The organism is Sphingorhabdus sp. (assembly GCF_046596595.1).
In the GTDB taxonomy this organism is placed as follows: domain Bacteria; phylum Pseudomonadota; class Alphaproteobacteria; order Sphingomonadales; family Sphingomonadaceae; genus Sphingorhabdus_B.
On record NZ_JBKJMB010000122.1, the window covers coordinates 16,205 to 41,861 of the forward strand.

The 25,657-nt window shown below is 56.4% G+C and carries 18 protein-coding genes; 3 read left to right on the forward strand and 15 right to left on the reverse strand.

The window, feature by feature from the left end; translation table 11 throughout:
• The first annotated feature begins 22 nt into the window (after positions 1–22).
• Together ACLL9E_RS12110 and ACLL9E_RS12115 are read left to right on the forward strand one after the other, a co-directional pair.
• A complete protein-coding gene (locus ACLL9E_RS12110) occupies positions 23–3,703 on the forward strand; it encodes an SDR family NAD(P)-dependent oxidoreductase (protein ID WP_411291992.1) in 3,681 nt (1,226 codons plus the stop codon).
• Positions 3,700–4,641: an acetyl-CoA carboxylase carboxyltransferase subunit alpha gene (locus ACLL9E_RS12115; protein ID WP_411291993.1), complete on the forward strand. Its 942-nt coding sequence runs from the start codon at positions 3,700–3,702 to the stop codon at positions 4,639–4,641. The genes ACLL9E_RS12110 and ACLL9E_RS12115 overlap by 4 nt, the downstream gene beginning before the upstream one ends.
• A gap of 61 nt (positions 4,642–4,702) precedes the next feature.
• Here ACLL9E_RS12115 and ACLL9E_RS12120 read toward each other — a convergent pair whose 3' ends face one another.
• The 10 genes from ACLL9E_RS12120 to ACLL9E_RS12165 form a co-directional block, all read right to left on the reverse strand.
• Positions 4,703–5,953 carry an ABC transporter permease gene (locus ACLL9E_RS12120; RefSeq protein WP_411291994.1) on the reverse strand — a complete coding sequence of 417 codons (1,251 nt, stop codon included), beginning with the start codon at positions 5,951–5,953 and terminating at the stop codon, positions 4,703–4,705.
• A complete protein-coding gene (locus ACLL9E_RS12125) occupies positions 5,950–6,663 on the reverse strand; it encodes an ABC transporter ATP-binding protein (RefSeq protein ID WP_411291995.1) in 714 nt (237 codons plus the stop codon). Before ACLL9E_RS12125 ends, ACLL9E_RS12120 begins: the two co-directional genes overlap by 4 nt.
• A complete protein-coding gene (locus tag ACLL9E_RS12130; RefSeq protein ID WP_411291996.1) occupies positions 6,644–7,924 on the reverse strand; it encodes an efflux RND transporter periplasmic adaptor subunit in 1,281 nt (426 codons plus the stop codon). The genes ACLL9E_RS12125 and ACLL9E_RS12130 overlap by 20 nt, the downstream gene beginning before the upstream one ends.
• A gap of 135 nt (positions 7,925–8,059) precedes the next feature.
• Complete coding sequence (locus ACLL9E_RS12135) at positions 8,060–8,956, reverse strand: alpha/beta hydrolase (protein WP_411291997.1); 897 nt, start codon at positions 8,954–8,956, stop codon at positions 8,060–8,062.
• 110 nt (positions 8,957–9,066) lie between these two features.
• Positions 9,067–10,383, reverse strand: coding sequence for a PQQ-dependent sugar dehydrogenase (locus ACLL9E_RS12140; RefSeq protein ID WP_411291998.1), 1,317 nt, complete (start codon positions 10,381–10,383; stop codon positions 9,067–9,069).
• Complete coding sequence (locus ACLL9E_RS12145) at positions 10,380–10,811, reverse strand: DUF2231 domain-containing protein (protein ID WP_411291999.1); 432 nt, start codon at positions 10,809–10,811, stop codon at positions 10,380–10,382. Before ACLL9E_RS12145 ends, ACLL9E_RS12140 begins: the two co-directional genes overlap by 4 nt.
• Positions 10,812–10,989: 178 nt before the next feature.
• Positions 10,990–11,736: a sulfite exporter TauE/SafE family protein gene (locus ACLL9E_RS12150; protein ID WP_411292000.1), complete on the reverse strand. Its 747-nt coding sequence runs from the start codon at positions 11,734–11,736 to the stop codon at positions 10,990–10,992.
• A gap of 24 nt (positions 11,737–11,760) precedes the next feature.
• Positions 11,761–14,490 carry a preprotein translocase subunit SecA gene (secA, locus tag ACLL9E_RS12155; protein WP_411292001.1) on the reverse strand — a complete coding sequence of 910 codons (2,730 nt, stop codon included), beginning with the start codon at positions 14,488–14,490 and terminating at the stop codon, positions 11,761–11,763.
• Positions 14,491–14,576: 86 nt separating this feature from the next.
• A complete protein-coding gene (locus ACLL9E_RS12160; RefSeq protein WP_411292002.1) occupies positions 14,577–14,852 on the reverse strand; it encodes a hypothetical protein in 276 nt (91 codons plus the stop codon).
• Positions 14,853–14,923: 71 nt separating this feature from the next.
• Positions 14,924–15,895 (reverse strand): energy transducer TonB, encoded by a 972-nt coding sequence (locus ACLL9E_RS12165; RefSeq protein ID WP_411292003.1) that lies wholly within the window; start codon positions 15,893–15,895, stop codon positions 14,924–14,926.
• 48 nt (positions 15,896–15,943) lie between these two features.
• Between ACLL9E_RS12165 and argJ the strand changes: the two genes are divergently transcribed.
• Complete coding sequence (gene argJ / locus ACLL9E_RS12170; RefSeq protein ID WP_411292004.1) at positions 15,944–17,167, forward strand: bifunctional glutamate N-acetyltransferase/amino-acid acetyltransferase ArgJ; 1,224 nt, start codon at positions 15,944–15,946, stop codon at positions 17,165–17,167.
• Here the strand turns inward: argJ and trxA are convergent.
• From trxA to ACLL9E_RS12195, 5 genes are all read right to left on the reverse strand, one after another.
• Complete coding sequence (trxA, locus tag ACLL9E_RS12175; protein WP_411292005.1) at positions 17,164–17,484, reverse strand: thioredoxin; 321 nt, start codon at positions 17,482–17,484, stop codon at positions 17,164–17,166. The genes argJ and trxA overlap by 4 nt on opposite strands.
• Positions 17,485–17,565: 81 nt before the next feature.
• The gene (addA, locus tag ACLL9E_RS12180) at positions 17,566–20,994 is read right to left on the reverse strand and encodes a double-strand break repair helicase AddA (protein ID WP_411292006.1); all 3,429 of its coding nucleotides are present in this window, start codon (positions 20,992–20,994) and stop codon (positions 17,566–17,568) included.
• A complete protein-coding gene (gene addB, locus ACLL9E_RS12185; protein WP_411292007.1) occupies positions 20,991–23,969 on the reverse strand; it encodes a double-strand break repair protein AddB in 2,979 nt (992 codons plus the stop codon). The genes addA and addB overlap by 4 nt, the downstream gene beginning before the upstream one ends.
• On the reverse strand, positions 23,959–24,687 hold the full coding sequence (locus tag ACLL9E_RS12190) for a nucleotidyltransferase family protein (protein WP_411292008.1): 729 nt from the start codon (positions 24,685–24,687) through the stop codon (positions 23,959–23,961). Before ACLL9E_RS12190 ends, addB begins: the two co-directional genes overlap by 11 nt.
• The gene (locus ACLL9E_RS12195) at positions 24,680–25,657 is read right to left on the reverse strand and encodes an aminoglycoside phosphotransferase family protein (RefSeq protein ID WP_411292038.1); all 978 of its coding nucleotides are present in this window, start codon (positions 25,655–25,657) and stop codon (positions 24,680–24,682) included. The genes ACLL9E_RS12190 and ACLL9E_RS12195 overlap by 8 nt, the downstream gene beginning before the upstream one ends.

A 25,657-nucleotide genomic window follows, 5' to 3' on the forward strand; every position in this document is an offset into this window, starting at 1 on the left:
TTTTTGAATGGGAAGAGTGACTATGGCGAAGACTAAAACCCCTGTTGCGACTGGCCCAGGCCGTCTGGCCGGAAAGATTGCCGTTGTTACCGGCGCTGCCGGCAATTTGGGTGGAGAAATCGTCCGTCACTATCTCTCAGAAGGCGCAACGGTCGTCATGACGGGTCGAACCGCCGCGCGAACCGATGCCGCAGCGAAAGCCATTATCGCCGACACCGGCGCCGACCCTGATCGCCTGATGACAGTGGAACTGGATGGGGCCGATGCACAGTCCGTGCGCGACGGGATTGCGAAAGTCGTCGCGCGCTTTGGTCGGATCGATATTCTGGTGAACAATGCAGGGTCTGCCGGGCCAAAGCAGACATTGGGCAGCCTGCCACTCGACGCAAAGGAACTGGCTGCGCTTCAAAAGGCCGGATCGGCGGATAATGAAACTGTGGGCGATGCCATCCGCAACATCTTCGGCGTTACCTGGAATCTCGTTCGCGTCGCCGCGCCCAGCATGGGCGAAGGCGCGTCAATTATCAACGTGTCGACGATTTTTTCGCGGACAATCTATTACGCCCGCACGGCCTATGTCGTACCAAAAGCAGCTTTGAACGCGCTGTCACGCGAATTGTCGCTCGAGCTCGGCGCGCGCGGCATTCGTGTAAACCTGCTTTTCCCCGGCCCCATCGCCAGCGAACGCATTCGCACCGTCTTTGCGGCAATGGACAAGGCGCGCGGCGATGACGCGGGAACGACGGCCAACCAGTTTTTCGACATGATGGCATTGGAGCGCAGCGTCGATGGCGCTCCCCGCGCTAAAACATTCCCCACCCCGTCGGACATCGCGTCGACTTGCGTGTTTTTGGGTAGTGACGAGTCTGCGGCTTTCTCAGGTCATGACTTTGAAGTGACGCATGGCATGACCGTTCGAAAAGAAGAACGGTCGATTTATCTTGCCCGACCGACGATGCGGTCGATGGACGGGGCTGGTCTTGCGGTCCTGATAGCGGCTGGCGACTGTTGGGAAGAGGCGCTCGAAATCGCCAACATCCAGATCGCATGCGGCGCGCAAGTTTTGCTTGGACTTTCGCGGCAAGCCGATGTCGCAGTCGCACAGGCGCGTGCCAAGGCGGAGAACGCGACTGACCGGCTAACGATTGTCAGGTTCAACCGTAAAGAGCCTGCGGCGATGGAAACCGCGCTTGAGGAATATACGAAGGCACAGGTTCCAGTCACCGGCGCAATTTTCATGCCGGTTCGCGCACCGGGAGAATTCCAGGGCGATTTGGTCGACGCGGACGATGCCGATGTCGAGGCATTTATGGACGAGGAATTGATGGGTGCGATTGCATTGGCGCGCACGCTCGGCCGCTACTGGAAACGGCACGACACATTGTTGCAAGACCCGCGCTTTGTCTTCATTTCTAACGCAGGCGACGGCAAAGGCGACATCTACGCAAATATGCTGCGCGCCGCGACGGAACAGCTCGTGCGTATCTGGCGCGAAGAATCCGAAGTCGACGTCAAGCATGGCCGCAGGCGGCAAGCCGAGTGGGGCAACCAAATTATCCGGTATGGCAACAATGAGCCCGAGAATACGCGCTTTACGGGTGGGCACGCGGCCCGCATTTTGCTGAAAGAAAGCAAAATACGCGAAGTGACGCTGTATCTGCCGACGAATATCGGAGAGGCGACGGGCGCGCGCAAGGTCATGCCCGGCTTCAGCGAGAACATCACTGGGCTGCATTTGGGCAAGGTTGCGCTCATTACTGGTGGATCGGCTGGCATTGGCGGTCAGGTCGCCCGTCTACTGGCGCTGGCTGGCGGCAAGGTCATGATGGTCGCGCGGCGTGAGAGCGAACTTGCGCTGGCACGCGCCCGGATCGTCAGCGAACTTGAAGACGTAGGCTTCGCGGGTGTTGAACGCCGTGTCCAGACCTTGGGCGGTGTTGACGTAAGTAACCTCGATTCTTTGAAAACTGCGGTGGATGCGACGATTAAGGCCTTTGGGCGGATCGACTATCTCATCAACAATGCAGGTGTGGCTGGCGCCGAGGACATGGTGGTCGACATGGACATCGATGCATGGCGCTACACGCTCGATGCCAATCTGGTGTCGAACTACCTTCTGATGCACCATGTCGTGCCGTTGATGAAGGCTCAGGGGTCGGGCTATGTCCTGAATGTTTCATCCTACTTTGGCGGTGAAAAGTTCCTTGCGGTCGCTTATCCAAACCGCGCGGATTATGCTGTATCAAAGGCCGGACAGCGCGCGATGGTTGAGGCCATGTCCCGTTATTTGGGTCCTGAGGTCCAGTTCAATGCAATCGCCCCCGGTCCCGTCGATGGCGACAGGCTTGCCGGAACGGGCGGCAAGCCCGGACTGTTTGAGCGGCGCGGGAAATTGATCCTCGAGAACAAGCGCCTCAACGCTATTCATGCCGCAACCGTCAAAGCCCTCCGGCGCGGTGTGCGTGTTGAAGCCGTACTGACGCGACTTGCGCGCAACGATACGGTCCGCATGTCGCACGACACCAATAACCCCCGCGAGTTGCGCGATGTTGCGCTTGAATGCGCACGCGAGGGGGACGGCGTATGCACGTGGGACCGCTATCTGCTGACGCGCGCTATTGCCGCACGCCTTGTTTCGCGTCTGCGCAAGGCTGGATATTTCATCGACTCTCCAGGATGGAAAGACCGCCCCGATACGGAAGAAGCCAATGGCGCTTGGCTGTTGCGCGTGCCGCCAGACGACATACCCTTTCTGCCCGCCGAAAAAATTGCGATTGAGGCCAAAAAAGTTGGCGGCGGCGTGCTCAAGCAACTGCATCTGGGCAAAATGCCAACCGAAAGCGAGGTCGCACAGGCCACCGTTTTCTTCTTGGCCGACCGCGCGGTAAGCGGCGAGACCTTCATGCCGTCAGGCGGCTTAAGCGTCGAGCGGTCGACGACCGAGCGCGAATTGTTCGGCAGTCCGAAGCAAGAGCGGATCGACCAGATGCGCGGACGCACCGTGTGGATGATTGGAGAGCATCTTGATGACTATCTTGCCGAGGCTGCACGGCAATTCGTTGAGGACTGCCATGTCGAACGCGTTGTGTTGCTGACCGCAACTTCGGCCGGTGACGCGGCCATCCGCGCGCAGCTGACCGATCTGGACGCGAACAAAATTGTCACGATTTCGTGTGATATTGGGCTTGAAGAAGCAATGGATCAGGCGTTGGAAAACTGGGGCCGTCCGACCACCGTTGTATCCACACCATTCGCCCCGCTGCCCGATCAGTTGTTTGAGCTTGAAGACCCGTTGACGCCCGAAGCATTCCGCGACGTTATCGAGAACAATTTGACGCACCATTTCCGCGTGGCGCGCAAGGCATCTTTATATGATGATTGCCAGCTTGTTCTGGTCTCGCCAGATGTTCCGATGGGCAGCACAAGCCCGGCCTTTGCTCTTGCAAACTTCGTCAAGACCACGCTGCACGCCTTCACTGTGACACTAGCGGTCGAGAATGAGCGGTTAGTCCACGATGTGCCAATCAACCAGATTAACCTCACGCGCCGTGTGCGTTCGGAAGAACCGCGAAACTTTGATGAGCATGTCGAAGAAGTGAAGCGTTTTGCAAGAGCGGTCCTTTTGCTAGGAGCACCGCTTCCAGACGCCGAAGATTCCCGTTACCGCGCACGCATCTATCGCGGCATGGCGATGACAGTTTGAACCAGTATCTCTCGTTTGAAAAATCAATCGAGATTCTGGAATCGCGGGTTTCAGAATTGCGCCTTTCCGGTGACGTCGGCGGCGGCGCAGATATGTTGGAGGAACGCGCGCGCCGGCAGCTTAATGACCTCTATAGCCGGCTTGAACCATGGCAACGTGTGCTGGTTGCCCGTCATCCGCTTCGTCCCCATTTTCCGCAGCTTGTAGAGGGGCTGTTTGAAGACTTTATGCCGCTGGCGGGAGACCGGGAGTTCGCCGATGATCAGGCCATATTGGGCGGCCTGGCGAGGTTTGCAGGCCGTTCGGTCATGGTCATTGGCCATGCCAAGGGCGAGGATACGCAGTCCCGGCTAAAGCATAATTTCGGCATGGCGAAGCCAGAGGGATACCGAAAGGCCATCCGCTTGATGGACCTCGCCGACCGCTTCAACCTGCCCGTCATCACCTTTGTCGACACGCCGGGTGCCTTTCCCGGGATTGATGCCGAAGAGCGAGGTCAGGCCGAAGCGATTGCGCGCAGCACCGAAAAATGCCTGTCGCTTGGGGTGCCGCTCATCGCGTTGATTGTCGGCGAAGGCGGATCCGGTGGCGCGGTTGCGCTGGCCGCAGCAAACCGCGTGTTAATGATGGAGCACGCAATCTATTCCGTTATCTCGCCCGAAGGCTGTGCTTCTATCCTGTGGCGAAGTGCGCATAATGTTGCCGATGCAGCTCAGGCGATGAAAATCACGGCGAGTGAATTATTGCGGTTAAATATCATCGACCAGATTATTTACGAGCCAACCGGCGGCGCACATCGTGATCCCGAACTCGCAATCAGCCGCATTGCAGTGGCCTTGTCGTCAGCGCTCGCATCGCTTTCAGCTATGACGGAAGAACAGTTACGAACCGATCGCCGGAACAAATTTCTGCGCATGGGGCAGCTGCCTGACAGTTGAACCGAAGAGCCCTAAAAGATGCCTCTGCACTGACCCAAATCTTTTTGCAGGTTAGCGCCTGCTATTCGCTTCTAAGCGCTTCAATCGGTGAAAGCCGCGACGCCCTGATGGCTGGATAGCATCCAAAAAGCAAACCGATGACGGCAGAAAAGGCCACCGCCAATATCGCTGTATCCAGCCCAATTGGAGCGGGAAATTCAGCTACCCGTTCGAAAACCACCGCAGCTATCATCGCCAATGTCAGGCCGATAGCACCACCGATTACGCACAGTACCGCCGCTTCCACGAGAAACTGGTTTCGAATATCGCTTCTTTTTGCACCCAATGCCATGCGAAGACCAATTTCGCGCGTACGTTCGGTGACGCTGACCAGCATGATGTTCATGATACCAATCCCGCCAACGAGCAACGAAATCGATGCGATTGCGACGAGTACCGCCTGAAATATTTGTGTCACCTGACCCGTGGTTTCGGCGATCTCGGTCGTCGTGCGGACAGTGAACGGGTTGATCTTGCCTTTTGCGACACGATAGCGATCGCGCAACAGGCTTTTGATCTCCCTTTGCCCGGCGAGCAGCGCATCTTCGTCCTCAAAGCCGACAAATAACAAAGTGACATCATCGGGGCCCTGCGTCGGTGTATTTAACAAACGCTGGCGCAGCGTTGTGATCGGCACGACGATTTGGTCGTCATTGTCATTGCCAAGATTACTTCCCTTGCTTTCCAACACGCCTATGACTGTAAAAGGAACCCGGTTAATCCGGACGGTTTCACCCACGGGGTTTGTTTCCGGGAACAGCTTATTGGCAACGGTTTCCCCGATCACAGCGACGCGCGCGGCCGCGCTGATATCGCTTAGCGTAAGAAACCGTCCTTCAGCCGCAGTGATGTTGGAAACAATGCCGAATTCGGGTGTTGCGCCCGTCGCTTGGGTTGTCGCACTTCGCCCCGGCGCCACAATCTGAACGCTGTTGCGGATTTGCGGGGCCACTGCGCTCACGCCGGAAACCTCGCGAAGTATTGCCTGACCGTCGCGTTCGGTCAGCCTCCCCCGATCGCTTGGCCGTGGTGGGCCACTTCCACTGTCCGGCTGCGGCACCACGATTGCCATGTTCGATCCCAAGGTGGCAATTTGCTGCGAAACCGAAACCTGCGCGCCATTTCCGACCGCGACTGCCAATATGACGGAAAAGACGCCAATCATGACGCCTAAGGTCGTCAGGATCGACCGCATCAAATTGGTGCGAAGGGCCGTAAGCGCAATCGCGACATTGACACCCCATCCCGCAAGTGACGCGAGCAATTCCTTCATGCGGCGGCGGCCCGGCGTCGCGATTTTACCGCAGCGTCTTCAATCACCGATCCATCGCGAAAGACAATCCGGCGTTCGGCATATTCGGCGATATCGGGTTCGTGCGTGACGACCACGACGGTGATACCGTCATCGTTCAATTTCTGGAATATCCCCATGATGTCCAATGATGTTTGCGTATCAAGCGCGCCTGTCGGTTCGTCGGCCAGCAGCATCAGCGGGTCGGTAACCAATGCGCGGGCGATGGCGACACGCTGTTGCTGTCCGCCCGAAAGCTTGGCCGGCGTATTCTGCAGCCGGTTGGCAAGGCCCATTGCCTCAAGCTTTTCCTGCGCCCGCTGGCGACGCTCGGCATATCCCAACCCGGCATAGATCAAGGGCACCGCAACATTATCAAGGGCGCTTGTTCGCGCCAGCAAATTGAACTGCTGAAATACGAACCCGATTTTGCGGTTGCGGATTTCAGCCAGCGCGTCGCTATCCAGCGATTTTGTGTCTATCCCGTCGAGCAACAAGGTTCCCGATGTGGGTATATCCAGACAGCCAATCATGTTCATGAAGGTCGACTTGCCCGACCCGCTTGCGCCCATGATCGCAACAAATTCGCCCCGCGAAATGGACAGCGAAACATTGTTGACGGCATGCACAACTTCGCCGCCGATCACATAATCTTTCACCAGTTCATGTGTTTCAAGGAGCGGCGTTGTCATCTTCATCCGCGCTTTCGTCGGCCTCTTTCTTGGGTTTCAGGGATTTGGTGCGCACCAGCACCTTATTGCCAGCCTTTATCCCCGAGACGACCTCGGTATATTCTTCACCCTGCAATCCTGTCCGGATGATCGTCCGTGTAGGCCGATAGGGGTCGTCCCCCTGCAGATAGACATGGGAACTTGGAACGGCTTTTTTAGGCGTTGCAGCCGCTGGCTTGTCAGCATTTGGCTTAGGGCGGTCGGCAGCGCGTGGTCGAAAGCGCATCGCGTTGGTAGGCACCCGGACCACATTTGTTCTGACATCGGTAATGATTTCAACATTGGCCGTCATGCCGGGAAGCAGCCTGCCATTTATGTTGTCGACATCGATAATCACAAGATAGCTGACAACATTCTGCGCCTCCACGGGCGCTTGCCGCACTTGCCGAACCTTTGCCTGAAAGACATCTTGAGGATAGCTATCGACGGTGAAGCTGACATTTTGGCCTTCCCGAACTTGTCCGATATCCGCCTCATCAACTGACGCCTCGACTTGCATCTTGGTCGTGTCAGCGGCTATTTCGAAAAGGTTTGGGGTCTGAAAGCTTGCTGCGACCGTCGTTCCCGGCTCCACCAGCTTGTTGATAATGACGCCGCTCGCCGGTGCGACGATCACGGTCCGACTAAGATCAAGCGTCGCGGACGAAAGTTCGGCATTGCCCTGCCGGATTTGCGCACCGCCGCTCTGGGTTTGCGCCAATGCGACCTGTAACGCGTTGCGTGCGCTGTTCAGCTTGCTCTGCGCGATGTCCAGGCCCGCTTTTGAAACGAACCCGCGATCGGCCAGCGCCTTTTGCCGCGCAAAGTCGCGTTCTTGTATTTCCAGCTCGGATCGCGCGCGCGACACATTGGCTAAAGTTTGCTGAAGATTGGCACGCGCCAGAGCCACCTGCGCCTCGGATTGCTCGACCCGCGCGCGGACCCGCGTTGGGTCAATCTCGGCAAGAACCTGCCCCGCCCGTACGCGCGAATTGAAATCAACATAAACCTTGGTGATTTGCCCCGAAACTTCCGTACCGACCTTTATTGTGTTCAATGCCCTTACTTTGCCGCTGGCGGAAACCTTGCGCACCACATCGCCGCGCGTCACCACCTCACTGATATATTCATAGTCATGTGGTTTTGGGCGAACCACCCGATAAACGATGAATAGCAGCACAATAGCGATGAGGATCGACCAAACAGGGTGCCGCTTTGTCCATGAAATCAACGTCGTCAGCATATGGTCCCGCCCGGTGTTCTGTGTTGGGTAGCTCTATATGGGGTATCAGATGCTTACCAGCTTTTATCTGATGCCCTTGTGCTGCGGCGCGGGAAAGCCAGGACAACGTGACATATATATGAATTCACGAATGAGCTATTTTGCAAGTGCTCGGGTCACGATAAACTCGATTGCCTTGTCTCCGTTGGGAAGGCCGGGCGTCACCATGTCGAAATGATCATTGGGGTCGGTTTGCAGGACCTCTACCACATCGCCGCTTGCGCGCGCACCCTCAGCATATGGTTTCATAAAATCGGTAAATGCACCCTGCACCAACAGCTGCTTCATACCGAGCGGCAGATGCGCCGCCGGTGACGCCGCGTTATAATCCGCTGGCTTTTCGGCAGGCGTCCCGCCCATCAACTGGACAATCACAGGCTTTCCACAGACTTGCGCGTCGATGCCGACAAACGGAGCAAGCGCAGCGGGCCCATCAATCATCACCAAAGACACTGGACTGACTTTCGGCTTCCATTTGGCGTCCAGCTTGGCACGCGATGCTACCCATGCTGCCAAATGCGCACCCGCAGAATGTCCGACAAGAATTACGCGTGACAAATCGAGTGGATAGGTTTGCGCGAGCGTCGTCAAATAATCCGTACCTGCGGACACGTCTTCGAAAGTCCCCGGCCAACCAGCACCAGCGTTGACGATTCGCCGATACTCGATATTCCACGTGGCGATCCCCCGAGCGGTCAAAGCCTCAGCAACAGCCTGCGTACCGAGCAGCGTATCAAAATCTGCCCGCCAGCAACCACCATGAATAACTACCGCAACTGGAAAAGGCCCCTCGCCCTTGGGCAGACGGAGTTGGCCACTTCGTAAGTCGTCTTCTCCATAACGAACTGTCAGCGTGGGTGCTGTTGCTTGTGCAGCGCGATCTTTATAACGCTGTTCGGGATTAGGGGGTGCAGGCACGGCTTGGGCTGATGCGGTTGAAACCGCCATGAAGTTCATGACAACAACACCGGCTAACAAAAATAAACGCTTCATTCGCGCCCCCTCTCAACATCTGCGCATCGATCATTCCGGTATGCACAGGCCCAACCGCAATCCCCAACACGGTGATTTAGTTATCAGCGATATTGTCGCAATAGCAATGTCTATTTGACGCTTTTCAAGCCATCCGATTGGGCTCCGCTGCGCGTTATCCGCCAGATGATATTGGACAAATCGTCAGCCACTATCAAAGCGCCGCGCGGATCGACGGTCACACCGACGGGGCGTCCGAAGGTTTTGCCATCGGCCTGGAATCCTGTGACAAAATCAACCGGGTTTCCGCTCGGGCGGCCTGCGCTGAATGGAATGAACATGACTTTATAACCAACGGGCTTTTCCCGGTTCCAGCTGCCATGCATTCCTACAAATACCCCGCTGGCGAATTGCCCGCCCATCGAAGCATCGGAAAAGGAAAGCCCGAGTGGCGCGGTGTGCGATCCAAGCGCATAATCCGGCCTGACGGTACGCCCCACCATTTCCTGCTTAAATGGTTGAACCCTGCGGTCGGCATTTGGACCCCAATATGCGTAGGGCCATCCATAAAAAGCGCCCTGCCGGACGGACGTTAGGTAATCCGGCACCAGGTCCGGACCAAGCTCGTCTCGTTCATTTACAACAGACCATAATTGTCCCGTACCTGGCTGGATCGCCAGCGCAGTTGGATTGCGCAGTCCTGTTGCGAAATGCCGCGAAGCTCCGGTTGCAGCATCTATTTGCAAAACCAGCGCCCTGTTTTCCTCGACAGCCATGCCGCGCTCGCCAATATTGCTGTTGGAGCCAACGCCCACATAAAGAAAACGTCCGTCAGGGCTCGCCGCAAGCGACTTGGTCCAATGGTGGTTGATGGCTGCTGGCAATGGCGTCACTACCGTTGCCGGGCCGGTTGCGCGGGTCTGCCCATTTTTATAGCCAAGACGCACCAGCGAATCCTGATTGGCGACATAAATATAGCCACCAGAAAGCGCGAGGCCATAAGGTGCGTTGAGATTCTCTGCAAACACCGTGCGGCCTTCATAAGTGCCGTCGCCGTCGGCATCGCGTAATAATGTGAGACGATTTCCTCCCTTCACCGGACTCGTTCCCTTTTTCTTCAAGAAGCCGGCAATGACGTCCTTTGGGCGCATGATGGGCGTTTCGTTCCCGCCTTTACCTTCTGCAACCAAAATGTCGCCATTGGGCAGGACGAGCGTCTGACGCGGAATTTTCAAGTCGGTGGCAATCGCTTTAACCGAATAGCCTGCCGGTACAACCGGTCGCCGGTCACCCCAGCCAGCAGGGTCGGCAATGGTCATGCTGGGCAGCAACCCGCGTTGCGTTGCCGGCAAATCGGGGTTTGAGCCATAACGTGTGACGTCGGATGCATTTTCACAGGAGACCAGCAATATCGCCGTCGCTGTCAAAATTAAGATTTCGCGCTTCATGTTGGCTCTCCCACCCGTGTCGCGACAAAGCCGTAACCTATCGAGACCACCGACAAGATGAACACAACAACCGACAAGGTTAGCCCGACTGGCATAGTCGCACCGGCATCTTTTGCGTGTTGAAGCGCGTTTACAAAGCCGACCAGTAATGTCGCCATCACGAGGCCGAACAGCGCCCAGGCCGGACGCCGATGCGGCGATTTTGCAGCTATCGCCTGTATAAATGTCCACAGCAAGGCCGCACCTAACAACACCAACGCACCGGCAATGAGCCAAGACGCGAAGTTTAGCCACTGGACTTGGTAAGAAACGGTGTACGCCCAATCACTTAACAGCGCCCCGAAAAAAAGCGGGAGGGTCGAAACGAGGAGTATAATATGCAGCGGGTGGGTTAATGGCCGATGCTGTCTCATTTGTGCGGATGCCACAGTTCATTCCTCATTTTAACAATCGTGATTGGGTGCATTTGTCTGCGAGACAGCGTTGTAATTGGTCAACCACGATGGATTCACATCGTTCCAATGTTTTTGGGGAATACAGCCTCGCGCAATGCGCAGGTTAAACCGGCGCTGATATGTGCGGCCGCTGTCTTATAGCCTTAAAGGGTTAAAACAGGCCGTTCGCTTGCCCCAGCAAACGCAGTGCGGCATAACCAACCAAGACTGCCGTCAACCTGCGTAAAAGACGCGGTGACAGATAACGCATGCCGAAGATGCTACCCAATTGCCCACCAATGAGTACCGCACCCAGCAACACGCCATATTGCAAAACTGGCGCAGCGAGCGCGTGCGACCCCGACTTGATAATTTGCCCGAGCAATCCTGCCGCCGAATTGATGAGAATATAAAGCGATGCAAACGCCGCTATCCGGCGCGGTTCTGCCCAGCGAATGAGGTGCAACACGGGCGCCATGAAAATGCCGCCACCAATGCCCGAGAGCCCAGCCAGCAATCCAACTCCGCCTGAAATGGCCAATAAAAGCGGTTTCGGAAGTACGCGCGGCGTCATCTTGTCGGGCTGCACCAGAAGCGCAATCGCAGATACGAATAATGCGCCACCCAATATGGTCAGGAAAAAATATTGCTTGAGCGGCACCAGCCCGCCCACAAAGGCAAGCGGCGCTGACACAAGAAGCAAGGGCATGACCTGCGGCCAAGATATCAGGCCCGCGCGCACAAAGCGGATGCTGCCCCCGGTAACCACAATGATATTGCACAAGAGGGCAATCACCGGGATCAGCCGGTAATCGACGCCCCATAATGCCAATATCGCCGTATAAGTCGACCCACCGCCAAAGCCGACCGAAGCATAGATAAATGCGACGAGGGCGAAGAGGCCGGCCAACCAGATCATCTTCGCCCTGCCCTTACGCCCTTATCAATATGCGCCGTGACAATGCTTGTATTTTTGTCCTGATCCGCACGGACACGGGTCGTTACGCCGCAAGTCGGGGTCGCCGGCATAAGGGTCATTGGTACCCGATGCGAGTGCTGGACGGGGTATCGTTGTCGTTACCAGCCCAAGCGAACCTGCATCGATATCGTCGCTGTTATCTTCGCCGGTAAATGGATCGATATGCGTGGTCAGGAAATCGGGCAGTTCCGGCAAATCCTGCGGAACAAATTCTTCCTCGGCCCGGAAATCATTGGTGGCGATTGTTTTGGTGACGCCCTCCCGAATGGCCGACAACATCCGCTCGAACAAGCCGAATGCTTCCTGCTTATATTCGTTTACAGGATTTTTTTGGGCGTAAGCACGCAAGTAAATCACCTGCCGCAAGGCATCGAGCGTCGACAAATGCTCTTTCCAATGATGATCAAGCGTTTGCAGCAATATGCTCTTTTCAACCTGACGCCAGACGGATTCCTCGAGGGCCGCGCCCTTTGCCTTGAACTTGGCAACCGCCATGTCAGCTATCCGGGTTTCAATGATCTCGGGTTCAAGTCCATCTTCCTGAAGCCAGCTGTCAACGTCCGGCGCAAGTCCGAGTATTTCGGCACATTTTTGCTTGAGACCGTCTACGTCCCATTGCTCGGGATAAGTGCCCTCCGGACAGTAGCTTCCAACAAGATTATTGACTGTGTCGTTCAGCATGTCTTCGATGATGTCGTCGACGGCTTCGGCGTCCATGATATCGCTGCGCTGGTCATAGATGACCTTGCGCTGGTCATTCATGACATCATCATATTCCACGAGCTGCTTACGAATATCGTAGTTACGCGCTTCAACCTTTTTCTGGGCAGTTTCGATGGCCTTTGACAGCCATTTTCCACCTATGGCTTCGCCGTCCTCCAGACTTGAATTCATCATCCGCGAAAACAAGGTTTCAGAACCAAAAATGCGCAGCAGATCGTCGTCGAGCGAGAGATAGAAACGCGACAGGCCAGGGTCACCCTGGCGACCGGAACGACCGCGCAGCTGATTGTCGATACGGCGGCTTTCGTGCCGTTCTGTCGCAAGCACGAACAGACCACCTGCGTCTACAACCTTTGCCTTTTCGGCTGCAATTTCGGCCTTGAGTGCCTCGATAGCGGCATCGCGCTCGGGGCCTTCGGGCATATCGCGCAGTTCATCATCCAACCGGAATTCAAAGTTACCGCCGAGCTGAATGTCAGTACCGCGTCCGGCCATGTTCGTGGCAATCGTAACGCTACCTAAACGACCTGCCTGCGCTACAATATGCGCTTCGCTTTCATGGAAACGGGCATTCAGGACACTGTGCTGTACATTTTCTTTTTCGAGAAATTCGGAAAGGAGCTCCGATTTTTCGATCGACACGGTGCCAACAAGAACTGGCTGCCCGCGATCATTTGCTTCTCGGATGGTCTTGGCAATAGCACCAAATTTGTCTTGCGTATTTTTATAGAACTGGTCGTCCTCATCGACGCGCAGCACGGGCACGTTGGTTGGAATTTCTACAACGTTGAGTTTGTAAATTTCGTAAAATTCGCCTGCCTCGGTGGCAGCGGTTCCGGTCATGCCCGACAATTTGGGGTACATCCGGAAATAATTCTGGAAGGTAATTGTCGCCAGCGTTTGGTTTTCTGGCTCAATCTCGACACCTTCTTTGGCCTCGACCGCCTGATGCAGCCCATTGGACCAGCGGCGACCGTCCATCATACGACCGGTGAATTCGTCGATAATGATGACTTTTCCCTCTTTGACAATGTAATCAATGTCCCGTTTGAACATCACATTGGCTTTGAGCGCCTGGTCGAGATGGTGCACGACCAACGTGTTTTCATAATCATACAGGTTTGAGCCCGTCAAATGTCCGGCGCTTTCAAGCAGACGTTCAACTTTTTCAGTGCCATCTTCAGTAAGCGTCACATTGCGACTTTTTTCGTCTTTCTCATAATCAGCTTCGTCTAGCTGAAGCACGACGGCATGCACTTGCATGTACAGTTCTGATTTGTCGTCAGTCGGACCGGAGATAATCAAAGGCGTCCGCGCTTCGTCGACGAGGATCGAGTCCACTTCATCGACGATTGCAAAGTTAAACGGGCGCTGCACCATCTGGTCGCGCTCATATTTCATATTGTCGCGTAAATAGTCGAAGCCAAGTTCGTTGTTCGTTGCGTAAGTGATATCATTTTCATACGCAGCGCGGCGTTCATGCTCGGGAATGTTCGGCACTACAACGCCTGTGGTAAGCCCAAGAAATCCGTAGATCCGGCCCATCCATTCGGCGTCACGGCGGGCGAGATAGTCGTTGACGGTCACAACATGGACGCCTTTGCCTTCAAGCGCATTCAGATAGCATGCCAGCGTTTCTGTCAGCGTTTTACCTTCACCGGTTCGCATTTCGGCAATTTCGCCGCGATGCAGGACGATTCCGCCGACCATCTGCACGTCGAAATGCCGCATGCCCATGACGCGCTTCGATGTTTCGCGGACCGTCGCAAACGCCTCGGGCAAAATATCATCGAGCGTTTCACCGGCCGCCAGTCGATCCCGGAAAAGCTGCGTTTGCGCTTTTAACCGCTCGTCATCCATGACTGCGATTTCGTCTTCAAGAGCGTTGATCTGATCGACGATCTTCATAATTGATTTAACATATCGGTCGTTGGACGACCCGAATAAAGATTTGGCAAAGCCGCCGAGCATACATAATTCCTTTGAAATTTTGGAAGACACGCAAATGTTGCGCGAAGTTGGTAGGTATGAAATGCACCCCGCAGGGCGCAGCGAACCTAGCCTAAAATGATATCGTGCCGGTCAACCGGCGTATCGGTTGATAAGGCAATGAATATTGCAGCACCGAAAGCAGGTACAAGTGGCACGCGCGAAATCGTGGCGTCACGGACCGGCGGTTCAAAAGCGGCGGATACGGCCTCAAACGCTGCAACGGAAACATAGGCCTGCGCGACCGCTGAATCCACCGATGCTGACGTTGAAGAAACGGGGCGTGCAGCCTCCGCAGCGGAAAATCCGCTCAACATCGCAAGTAGGTAAATCAGTAAACGCATGTTTCGCCTTGTTAGGTCGTGGCACGCATATAGGGACACAAAGCCTGCGCGTCTATCCTGAAGCGACTTGCCTATTTAACATCTTCGACTTGGACTGTCGTTTTTGTTGTGACGCGGCGTGCGATTGGCTTGCCAGTGGCATCGGTGAAAGGTTCGAATCTGAGTTTCATTTTGCAGATGGAACCGGGTGTGATTGGTCCCGTTTCCAACGTGGTTTGCCCGGTGCAATCCACCAAGCTGCCGTCGGCTGCCACCGTGAAAGACACGCTTGAAGTCCCTGCTTTTGGCAACATCCTTTTCGGCATGATGGGGGTTATTGTTGGAACGAGAGAAGTTGCTGAAGCACCTTCGCCGGGAAGACGCCAATTAACTTCAGTCTGCACGCGACCGTTTGTTGGCAATCCTTGGATATCAAGTGCCGGTGTAAAAGCGGCGCGACTGGACGCTATTTTGCATGCCTCATTATCTAGATCCGGGTGCATGCTCGTTTCGAGAATTTTGCAGCCAGAAACCACACCTCCAGACGAAATGCTCAGCTCAATCTTAGCCCTTCCCTGGCGCTTTTCAGTTAGGGCTTTCGAAGGATAATCTTCTCGCGAGAGCCGCATCCAGGAACCGTTTAGCATTGCTGGACCTCGGGGGAAGCTTATGACGGGCGTCGTATTCGGTATCTGCCAGCGAATACGGTTGGCATAGTTGCCAATCGTCGGATTGCCCTGCGGATCAAGTGCAGGTTCAAACCGCGCGCGTCGGCTAACGTTGGTACATGTGGCAGCGTCGAGTTCCGCTGATCCGCTGCTCGACACAATTGTGCAATCGGTTACTCTCCCATCCGGGCTGACAGTGACACGAAAGCCGGTGGTCCCCTCCATCTCTCTTTGTAACGCCACACTGGGATAGTCATTTGTATTTGCCCAATTGCCCGGATTTCCTCTTGGGATGGGATCAGGCCTGCTCTGTGATGTCGGCAAAGAGCCGTCGTTGGTCGTCGGCGCATTGCCGGTTGCACCAATTGCAGCCAACAGATAAACGAAACTAACCATGCAAGCGCCTTCCAATTAATTTTCGTTTTTCTACAGGAATTCAGTAGTTTGTCCAGCTCTTCTCCACTCGCCGTCCCATTTCCCAACATGCCCGATATCGCTGGCGCAATGCCGCGTGTCGCGCGGGCGGGTTACAAGGAATGGGGCCGCTGCGACCTGAGCTATATCGCGTTTGACGCAGGCACAACGGTTGCTGGCGTAACGACGCGTAACATCTGCTGCTCGGCTGAGGTTGAACTGTGCCGCGCGCATTTACCGCATGGCCGCGCCCGGGCGCTGGTCGTGAATGCGGGCAACAGCAACGCCTTTACTGGGCAGCGTGGCAAGCATGCGGTTGACGTTATCACCGCGCAGGTTGCCGAACATCTGAACTGCGATGTCACCGACATTTTCGTGTCGTCGACAGGTGTGATTGGCGTTCCCTTGCCCGTTGACAAGGCGCAAGCCGGTCTGCGCGCGGCTTTTGACGCTGCGCCTTGCGGGTGGGTAGATGTCGCAAATGGCATTGGCACCACCGACACCTTTGCCAAGGGCGCAACGGCAACCGCCGTAGTCGATGGCCGCAAGGTTCAGATTGTCGGTATCATCAAGGGCTCAGGCATGATTGCACCCGACATGGCGACAATGCTGGGCTATATCTTCACTAATGCAGATGTGGAGGCACCATTTTTGCAGCAGCTTTTATCCACCGCCAATCAAGAGAGCTTTAGCTGCATCACCGTCGATAGCGACACCTCGACAAGCGACACGGTACTCGCCTTTGCGACGGGCAAGGCGGGCAATGCGCGGCTTACGTCGTTCGTTGACGCGGGTGCTTATGCCTTTGCAGCGGCGCTGAACGATGTCTGCCGTCAGCTTGCACATTTGGTCGTCCGCGATGGCGAAGGCGCGCAAAAATTCATCGAAATTGATGTATCGGGTGCCGCCAGCGACGAAAGCGCGCGGCGTATCGGCCTTGCGATTGCGAATTCGCCCTTGGTCAAAACTGCGATTGCGGGTGAGGACGCCAATTGGGGCCGCGTGGTTATGGCGGTCGGCAAGGCAGGCGAGCCTGCGAACCGTGACACGCTCTCGATCCGTTTTGGATCAACAATTGTCGCGCGCAACGGCCTCGCCGTTGCCGACTATGATGAAGCGCCGGTTGCGCGCCATTTACAGCAACAGGAAATCGAAATCGGCGTTGATCTTGGCCTTGGGGCCGGCCGCGCGACAGTATGGACGTGCGACCTGACCCATGGTTATATCAGCATCAACGCCGATTACCGGAGTTAAAGAGCGGCCTCGAGCCAGCTTTTGAGTTGCGCCTTGGGCGCTGCGCCAACCTTCGTGTCTGCGATTTCGCCGTTCTTGAACAGGATCATCGTCGGAATGCCGCGCACACCATATTTGGCAGGCGTATCGGGGTGGTCGTCGATGTTCAGCTTGACGATTTCCACCTGTCCGGCGAGCTCTTCGCTGATTTCTTCAAGGCTTGGGCCAATCATTTTGCAGGGGCCGCACCATTCGGCCCAGAAATCGACCAAAACGGGTTTGCCCGATGCCAGTACTTCTGAAGCGAAATCATTATCGCCTACGGATTTGGTAGCCATATGTGTCTCCTTTGTTGGGTCCAATGTATGCGTGGTGCCAGATGCTGGCAAGGACCGAGCGGGATAGAATTGCTTATAAGCTCAAGAGGCTGGATTGTGCGGTGCCAGGATAGCGTCGGAAAGGGCGATGAAACGCGGCGCATGCGTGAACAGCAACGACACCTCAATACGTGATTCCGGAAAGATCGTCTGCAAAGCTGCGCGATAATGCGCCATTTGCCGCAGATAGGGCACAACGACCTCAGTCTCGTCATTAGGAACCTGACGCCCCGTTTTGAAATCGATCGCACGCACAAGCCCCGGCTCCACGACCAACCTGTCAATGCGGCCATTGATGACGGTCTCACCCACGACAGCAACCAAGGGAATCTCGGCACGCGCGGAAGGGCCGAAAAATGCAGCCCATTGCGGGTCGTTCACAATATCACGGACCTCATTGAGCAACTGCACCGGGTCGATATCCGCGTCGGCTGTTTGCAAACGCAACCATTGCTCTGCCCGCTGCAGCGACACATCGTCCGTAATCCGTTCAAGCAACGCATGGACCAACTTGCCCCGCTCAGCAGCTTTTTGCATCGCTGCACTCGCCGGCGCGTCCCCATAATCGTCATCATCAAGACGTGAGGGAACCAATGGCCGCGGGGGGCGCTGTTCCTGCGGCGCAGGCGTAAAGAGCCAATGCGGCGGATTGAAAGGCGCGGCACTTACCAAAGTGGCGGCCTCATCCGCCACCGTCAAAGACGCTCCTTGTGCACCAATATGGCGCATCACCTTGCCCCAGCGTGCGTCCTCTTCCCAAACGCAGCCAAGGGCCGACATCCCTTTTTCAATCGCGCTGCACCAGCTTTCGGCTGGCGGCTCACCCTTCCGGCTAATCCCAAGCGACCCCGCCATGATCAGCCGCTCCTCGGCGCGGGTGATGGCCACATACAACAACCGTTTATGTTCCTGAAGCTCGCGCGTTTTCTGCAGCGTCACAATTTCCTGCAACCGTCCCGATTGCTCGGACTTGCGGATCGGCAACAGCATCAGCCGCTGCCCTTCGTCCATCACCAGCTCAACCGACTGGTCCGGCTTCTTGGTCGGGTCGGAGGTAATATCCGCCAAGATGACCACCGGTGCCTGCAAGCCTTTTGCACCATGGACGGTCATGATCCTGACCTCTTTGCTGCTATTGTCGCCCTCGCGCTTGATTTCGGTGTCGCCCCGGTCAAACCAGCCAATGAACTTTTGCAAGCCGCCGCCATATTGCTGTTCAAATTGCAAAGCGGCATTCAGCATCTCTTCGATGGGAACCAGAACCTCGCTCCCCAGACGCGCAGTGAATTTTCGCCGCGCACCAATTGGACCCGACAATATCTGCTCGAGGAAATGATAGACCGTCGTAAAGTCCGCCATGGCGAGCATGTCACGAAGCGGGGCGATCTGCTCGGCAATTTCGGGCCGGTCGCGGATATGCTGCCACAGACTGCCTTTGCGGTCGCCAACATAGCCATATTGAAGCAATTTTTCCTGAGTCCAGCCAATGATCGGCGAAACCAGCACACAGGCAAGGCTGAAATCGTCATTGGGTTGAAGCACGAACTTCATCGCGGCCAACAGGTCCTGAACCACCAATGGCTGCAACAGACGGAGCCGGTCAATGCCCGCAACCGGAACATTACGCTCGTGCAATTGCGCCACCAGCATCGACGCCATTTCGCCGCGGCTGCGCAAAAGGAACATGACGTCGCCGGGTTGAAGGTGCCGCCCCTGACTGACCAGCCACGGTTTTGACTCGATCAGCGCCTTGACATGATCCGCCAGCTTTTCGGCCAACGCGCGTTTTTCGTCGCTGAACCAATCCTCTTCTTCTTCGGAAGTGGCGCTCTCGTCTTGAGTGCTTGGCTTTGCACAAATAGGTTCGAACAGCTCGACCATGCCGATTTGCGGCTTCTCGCTATAATGCGCAGCTATCTCCCCGCTAACCCCGAAATGTTCGGCGCCGGTCTCCTCGATGAGCGCATTTACGAAATCCAATATTGGCGCTGTCGAACGAAAGCTCTGCGAGAGTTCCAGCCCGTGCAGCTGCGAACCAGAAGCTTCGATTTTTTCGCCAAACGCTTCCCCGGCTGCGGCATAACGTTCGGGCGCAGTCCCTTGGAACCCGTAAATCGCCTGTTTGAAATCCCCCACGGAAAACAAGGTGCGCGTCTTGCCAGGCTTCACGCCCATGCCGCTGTAAAAATCGTCGCTAAGCGCACGGATGATATCCCACTGCGCCGCATTGGTATCCTGCGCTTCGTCGACCAGGATATGGTCGATCTGAAGGTCGAGTTTGAAACGCACCCAGTCCGCCATCTGGCTGCGCTGAAGCAAGGCCGCTGTTCGCCGGATCATATCGTCAAAATCGACTGCGCCGATGGCATGTTTGGCGTTGCTATATTGCGCAGCAAATTCCTTGCCGACGTAAAGCGCGCGCGCCAGCCTGTCGGCATATTGGGCGCGCGCGACCTCACCCAAAAGCTGGTCAGTCCATTGGAACATCTCGAGCGCTTGCGCTGCGTAGGCCTCCGTCACGGGCGTAAACCCTTTTGACGTGACCATCGGTTCGCCCTTTGCGTTCGACCAGCAGCGATGCAGATCAATCACTTGCTTCGCCCGTTCCGCAGGCGCGCGTGACAACCAATCCTGCAATGCCGCCGCCCTTTTGCCGCCACGGCTGTCGGGCTTATTGCCGCACCACAAAAGGTTGGCATCGATAATCGCTTGCATCGCCGCACGCGGGACATTTTCGTCAGCGAAGGCAGTCTCAAGCATGTCGTCAGCCGAACCGGCAAAACCAACCCCCGCCACGCGCCGCGCCCAAATAAACGCGCCCGCATCATCGGGGATCGACGCCATGACATCAGGCGAAGCTGCGGTGCGATACAAAAAGCGTAAAGCAGCATCCTCGCCCATGCTAAGGCTGAGTTCCTGAAGGTTGGCGATCATCCTGGCGTCACCGCGTTCTTCGGCATTGATGACGAGATTAGTGAGGGCAGCGTTCAATAGCTCCTGCTGCTCACGACCCTCGACAGGTTTAAAGCCCGGAACGAGGCCGGCCTCTTCAGGAAAGCTGCCCAATAATGACTGGCAAAAGCTGTGGATCGTCAGGATCTGCAACCCGCCGCCGGGCGCATCCAGAACCTTTGCAAATAACTGACGCGCTTTCCGGCGCGCTTCGGAATTTGAAACCGCGCCAATTGCTTCGAGATCATGGAACAGAAGTTTGTCGTCCAGCTGAACCCACGAAGCCAAAAGCTGGTTTATGCGGTCCGCCATTTCGGACGCACCTGCCTTCGTGAAGGTAATGCACAGCAAATTTTCAGGCTCGACGTTGCTTTCCAGCAACAACCGGATCACCCGTGCCGTCAGTACCTGCGTTTTGCCTGTTCCTGCTGATGCGCTAAGCCAGATATTGTCGTACGGAATGACGGCGCTTCTCTGCGCCGGAATGAGCGGGTGCAATTTTTTGGGTTCAGCGGTCATTCCCCGTTCCCCGAAATCGACTGACGCCCATTCCATTCCTGCAATCGCATTAACTGGTCATAGTCACCGTAAAGCGCAAATTCGGGATGCAGCTTTGCGGTGAAGGGCGCAGTACCCAATATCCATTTGCTGATGGCCGCCTCGGCCTGCGCGACAGCGAACGCTACAAATTCTGCTTTGTCAGGCTTATTGTCGCTGGGCTTAGTACTGGTGGGCACAGCGATATAGCCAAACTCCTTGTCCTTATTCTTGGCGAGGCTCCAATACTCAAAATTCGTGGCTGCGCCCGAGACACCCTTGATTGCGAGCTCCTCCGCCATGTAGCCAATCAGCCCAAGCTGAAGCGCAAAGCCGGCATTTATCTGCTTGGTCGATGGCGGCATGCCGGTTTTATAATCGATGATCACAAGATCGCCTTCTGCCGTCCGGTCAATCCGGTCGACGCGTCCCCGGATGTTAATGCCCTTGATCGTAACAGTGCCAGGCTGCTCGGCAACGGCGACGACGCGGCCTTCCTGTATCATCAGGCGCTTGGTTTCGTCCGCCACCCAGCGCAGGCCAGCGGCGATACGCGGCTGCCATAATGCCCGAAGCAACGGGTCAGTTGCCTCTTGAGCCAGCAGGTCGTCCGCGCGTTCCACCAGTCTATCGACAGCGCAACTGTCCTGCGTGAACCATTTTTCCAATATGTCGTGAACGAGGCTGCCGCGCCAGGCATAGCTGGGTTCAGCGTCGACCTTTTCAAGCACCGGAAGACCAAGGATTCTCTTGGCATAAAAGGAATATGGATCGGATTTTAGTTGGTCAAAGTCAGTGACCGACAACGACACCAGACGTTGCTCTGCGTTGGGCATGGGCAATGGGCGGCTCGCGAATGGAACCTTGTCCGCTGGGGGACGGTCCAGAGCGTTCGCCAAAGACAACAGTTCATTATCGGCCTCAAGCGTGGCCTTCGTGAGCGCCTTGATCCGGAGCAGGAAACGCGACGCGACGGTTGGGCCGCCACGGTCACGGCGTGCGCGCGTTAAGAGCACCTCTTGTGCGCCAAGTGCTGTTGCCAGATCATGCGCCGAAAGGCCGATATTGCGGTCCAGCGTTGGCAGTTTCAGGTGTCGCCGGATGGCGGGGGCCAACCACGGATCGGGCTGCGCAATTTGCGGCCAAGTACCCTCGTTCAGGCCAGCACAGATGAGCAAATCGGCTTGCTGAAGCCGTGCCTCCAACAACCCATAAATCGCAACGCGCGGGTGACCGCCATAGGGGGGTCGCACAACTGCGCAGGAAAAAATTTCGTTAAACGTCGCAACCAACCCTGTTGGGTCGACACGACCAAGGCTTGAAAGATCACCGCTCGTCACCTCTTCCCACATGCGCGAAAGCTCACGCCCGCTCGCACCCCGCCACACTGCTCCATCGGTTAAAGTGGTTGCCACGTCGCGGATGTTGGCGAGAACATCACCGAGCGTTTGGCCGCCCGCTTGCTCCAGCGGGGCCAACATCGATGCAAAGCTTGCCCAAAAATCAACGAGTTCAGCGTTGACCTTTCGCGCCATTTTCAACCGTGTGGTAATCGCCGAAAGCCCAAGGCCATTGGCCGTGCCCCGTAAGGCCAGATCAAGCAGGCGCACCTTGTCCAGCCATTCAAGCCGCGGTTCGCCTGCAAACACCAACGGATGTTTGGCAATCGCCAATATGCTTGATGCAGAAAACCGGCTGGAGATGGCATCAACCAGCGCAAGCGCAAGCGTGCCCGGCGGGGTTTGCAGCAAGGGGATGCCTGCGCTGTCGTCAACTTCGATGCCCCAACGCCGCAATTGTGCGGCTACGCGCACGGCGAGTTCGCGGTCGGGCGTTATAAGCGCAATGCGCTTTTGCGGCACTTCCAATGCGCCGCGGATTCGCACCGCAATCGCCTTGGCCTCTTGCGCGTTATCCTCTGCCTCCAACCATTTTGCGTGCGGCAGGCTTTTGCGCAATGCCGGCAAGCCCTGCCACATGACGCTATGTTCAGGCAGGCAAAATATCTCGGAAATTGCTGCGCCCTTTGGCTCCGCGCGGGCAGTCGGCAAAACATCTATCTCGCTGCAGTCGACACCCATGAGATCAAGCAGATGTTTTAAATGGAACTGCGGATGAACCTCGACATTGCGGCGGCGGCCAAAACCCTGCTTTTCGTCATCGCCCTCTGGCGAAAGGTCATTCCACCGCGCTTCAGACAGATCAAGGTCAACACCCGGCAAGATAACTTGCCCGTTGGCGCTAAACGCTACACGGCGAAGCACACGTGCCACGGCCTTGGCAGACGATGTAATCCCGACGGCGATGATTGGGAGCGTGTTCCCATGTTCAGCCAGACGCCGCTCCAGCGCACCAAGCAGATGGTTGCGTCGTTCGGCTGGTCCCATTAGCTTGCGCGCTACCAATGCCGTTCGATAGGCAGGAAGGATCTGCAGAAGCTGCCCATAAGCGCTTTGCCAGTGCCCGGCCAAATCGGTCTCGTCAGCAATTCCGGCGATTTGGGTGAAATCGATCAGGTCGACTTCCAGCGCATCAATCAGGTCAGCGAGCTTGCGCGCGAGCCGCAAGGCTTCTGCTGGTGACAAATAGGCATCGGGCGGTCTGTGGTCGTTGACCAGCTTTGCCAGCAACATCAGCCGGTCAAACGATCCAATGGCTGGCAAAATCGCCGTATCGGCGTCGATGGGGTCAAGCAATGGGCCCAAGGCCTCGTCCAGCGCCATGTCGCCCACCGCAACCATGCGCGGCAAAAGCATTCCCGGCGCGGCTTGCCGGACAAATGCCTCAGTCATCGCCTTTATGGCGCGGTTATTGGGCAGCAGAAGAATGTTGCTGGCAATCGCAAGCGGGTCTGAACCGGCAGACTGCAATATCCATTGGGCCGTGACATCGCACAGGTCGTTGCCCAGCGGGACGTTGAACACGCGCGCGCGCGGGGCGGAAATTTTATCCTCCATGCGCTTCTGCCAAGCGCTTCTCCGTCGCGGCTATCGCTGCTGGATAGCCGACATCGAACCAAAGCCCTTCATGCACGATACCCCTGCAGCGGCCCTCAGCAATTGCGCGGTCCCAAAACACGTTCGTCGAGAAGACGTCAGAAGGCGGGTCGATAATGAGGCGCTTCGAAAGCATCTGGATTCCCGTCCACACATATTCGGCGGCCACATCGCCTTGGCGTCGGGACAGTTGGCCTTGTTCATCCATGTTGAAGTCGCCGCTGCCTTGGGTGTTATAGGCAGTCTCAAATGGGACGAGGAGCATGAGAACGTCCATGCACGCGTCATCCCAAGCGTCCACCAGCCGCGATATCGCGTTTTCTCCGGCATTGGTCCACCAATTGTCGGCGTTCACACAAATGAACGGATCATCCGAAATCAGCGGCAAAGCCTGCACCAATCCGCCGCCGGTGTCGCGCAACAAGGCGCGTTCATCCGAAATCCGCACGTCCAGATCGGACGCGGACGACGCCAGATGCTGCTCCACCTGATCCCCGCGATAATGCACGTTGACGACGATCCTGCCGACCCCTGCATCGCGCAAATGGTCAAGCACATGATCAAGCAAAGCGACCCCCCCGACTTCAATCAGCGGCTTTGGCCGATCGGCGGTCAGCGGCATCATCCGCGTCCCCTTGCCAGCCGCCATGATCATTGCGGTATCGACATGCTTACCCATTTTTGTTCAGGTCCACCGGCGAACTTCTGCGCGCTTCAGGCGGGATATGCGTATCAAACCAAGCCTTCACCGGCGCGAGCGCGGGATGGGCCAGATCGCGCTCCAGCAAGCCCCACATACGCGGCAGGAACGACAAATAGCGTTCCTTGCCATCCCGTTTCCAAAGGCGCGTAAAAATGCCGATGACCTTCGTGTTCCGCTGCGCACCCAGCAACGCGTAAGCCGCATCGAAGTCCGCGTCCGTGCCGACAGCCGCGCGGTAATATACCAGCATTTCGGCCTCAAGCTCCGGCGAAACGTCGCGCCGCGCGTCTTGGAGCAGGGACACCAGATCATAAGCCGGATGCCCAACCAACGCGTCCTGAAAATCGATTATCCCCTGCTGCCCGTCGTCCAGCAGCATGATGTTTTCGGCGTGGTAATCGCGCAGCACGGTCACTTTCTGATATTCAGCGAGTGGAGACAGCGCCTGTGTCCATATCGCATGATATTCCGCTGCGTCGAATGTCAGGCCCATGGCGGGCATATAATATTCGGACAAGAGCTGCACTTCGCGCAAATAAGTCGCCATGTCATAAGGCTGGGACTCGACAGGCGGCGTAGCGGAGAGCCGCACAATTGCGTCGATCGCGGCGCGATACACAGCAACCTCATCTTGCGGGTTCATATCCAGATGCTCGCGCATGCGCCGGTCGCCAAAATCTTCCAACAACACGAGACCGCACGCAAGATCAGTGGCGAAGATTTCCGGAGCACGGAACTGATTTCCGTTCAGATATTGCGCAATATGAATGAATGGACGCGGGTCCTCATGCGGCGGTGGTGCGTCCATCAATATCGCCTTGCCGCGCGTATCAGACTCGACACGGAAATAGCGCCGAAACGAAGCATCACCTGCAACGGGCAATACGCGCGCTTCAGTCCAACCATGCGCCGCTAGAAATGCATCGAGTCCCTCGGGCGGGGCCAT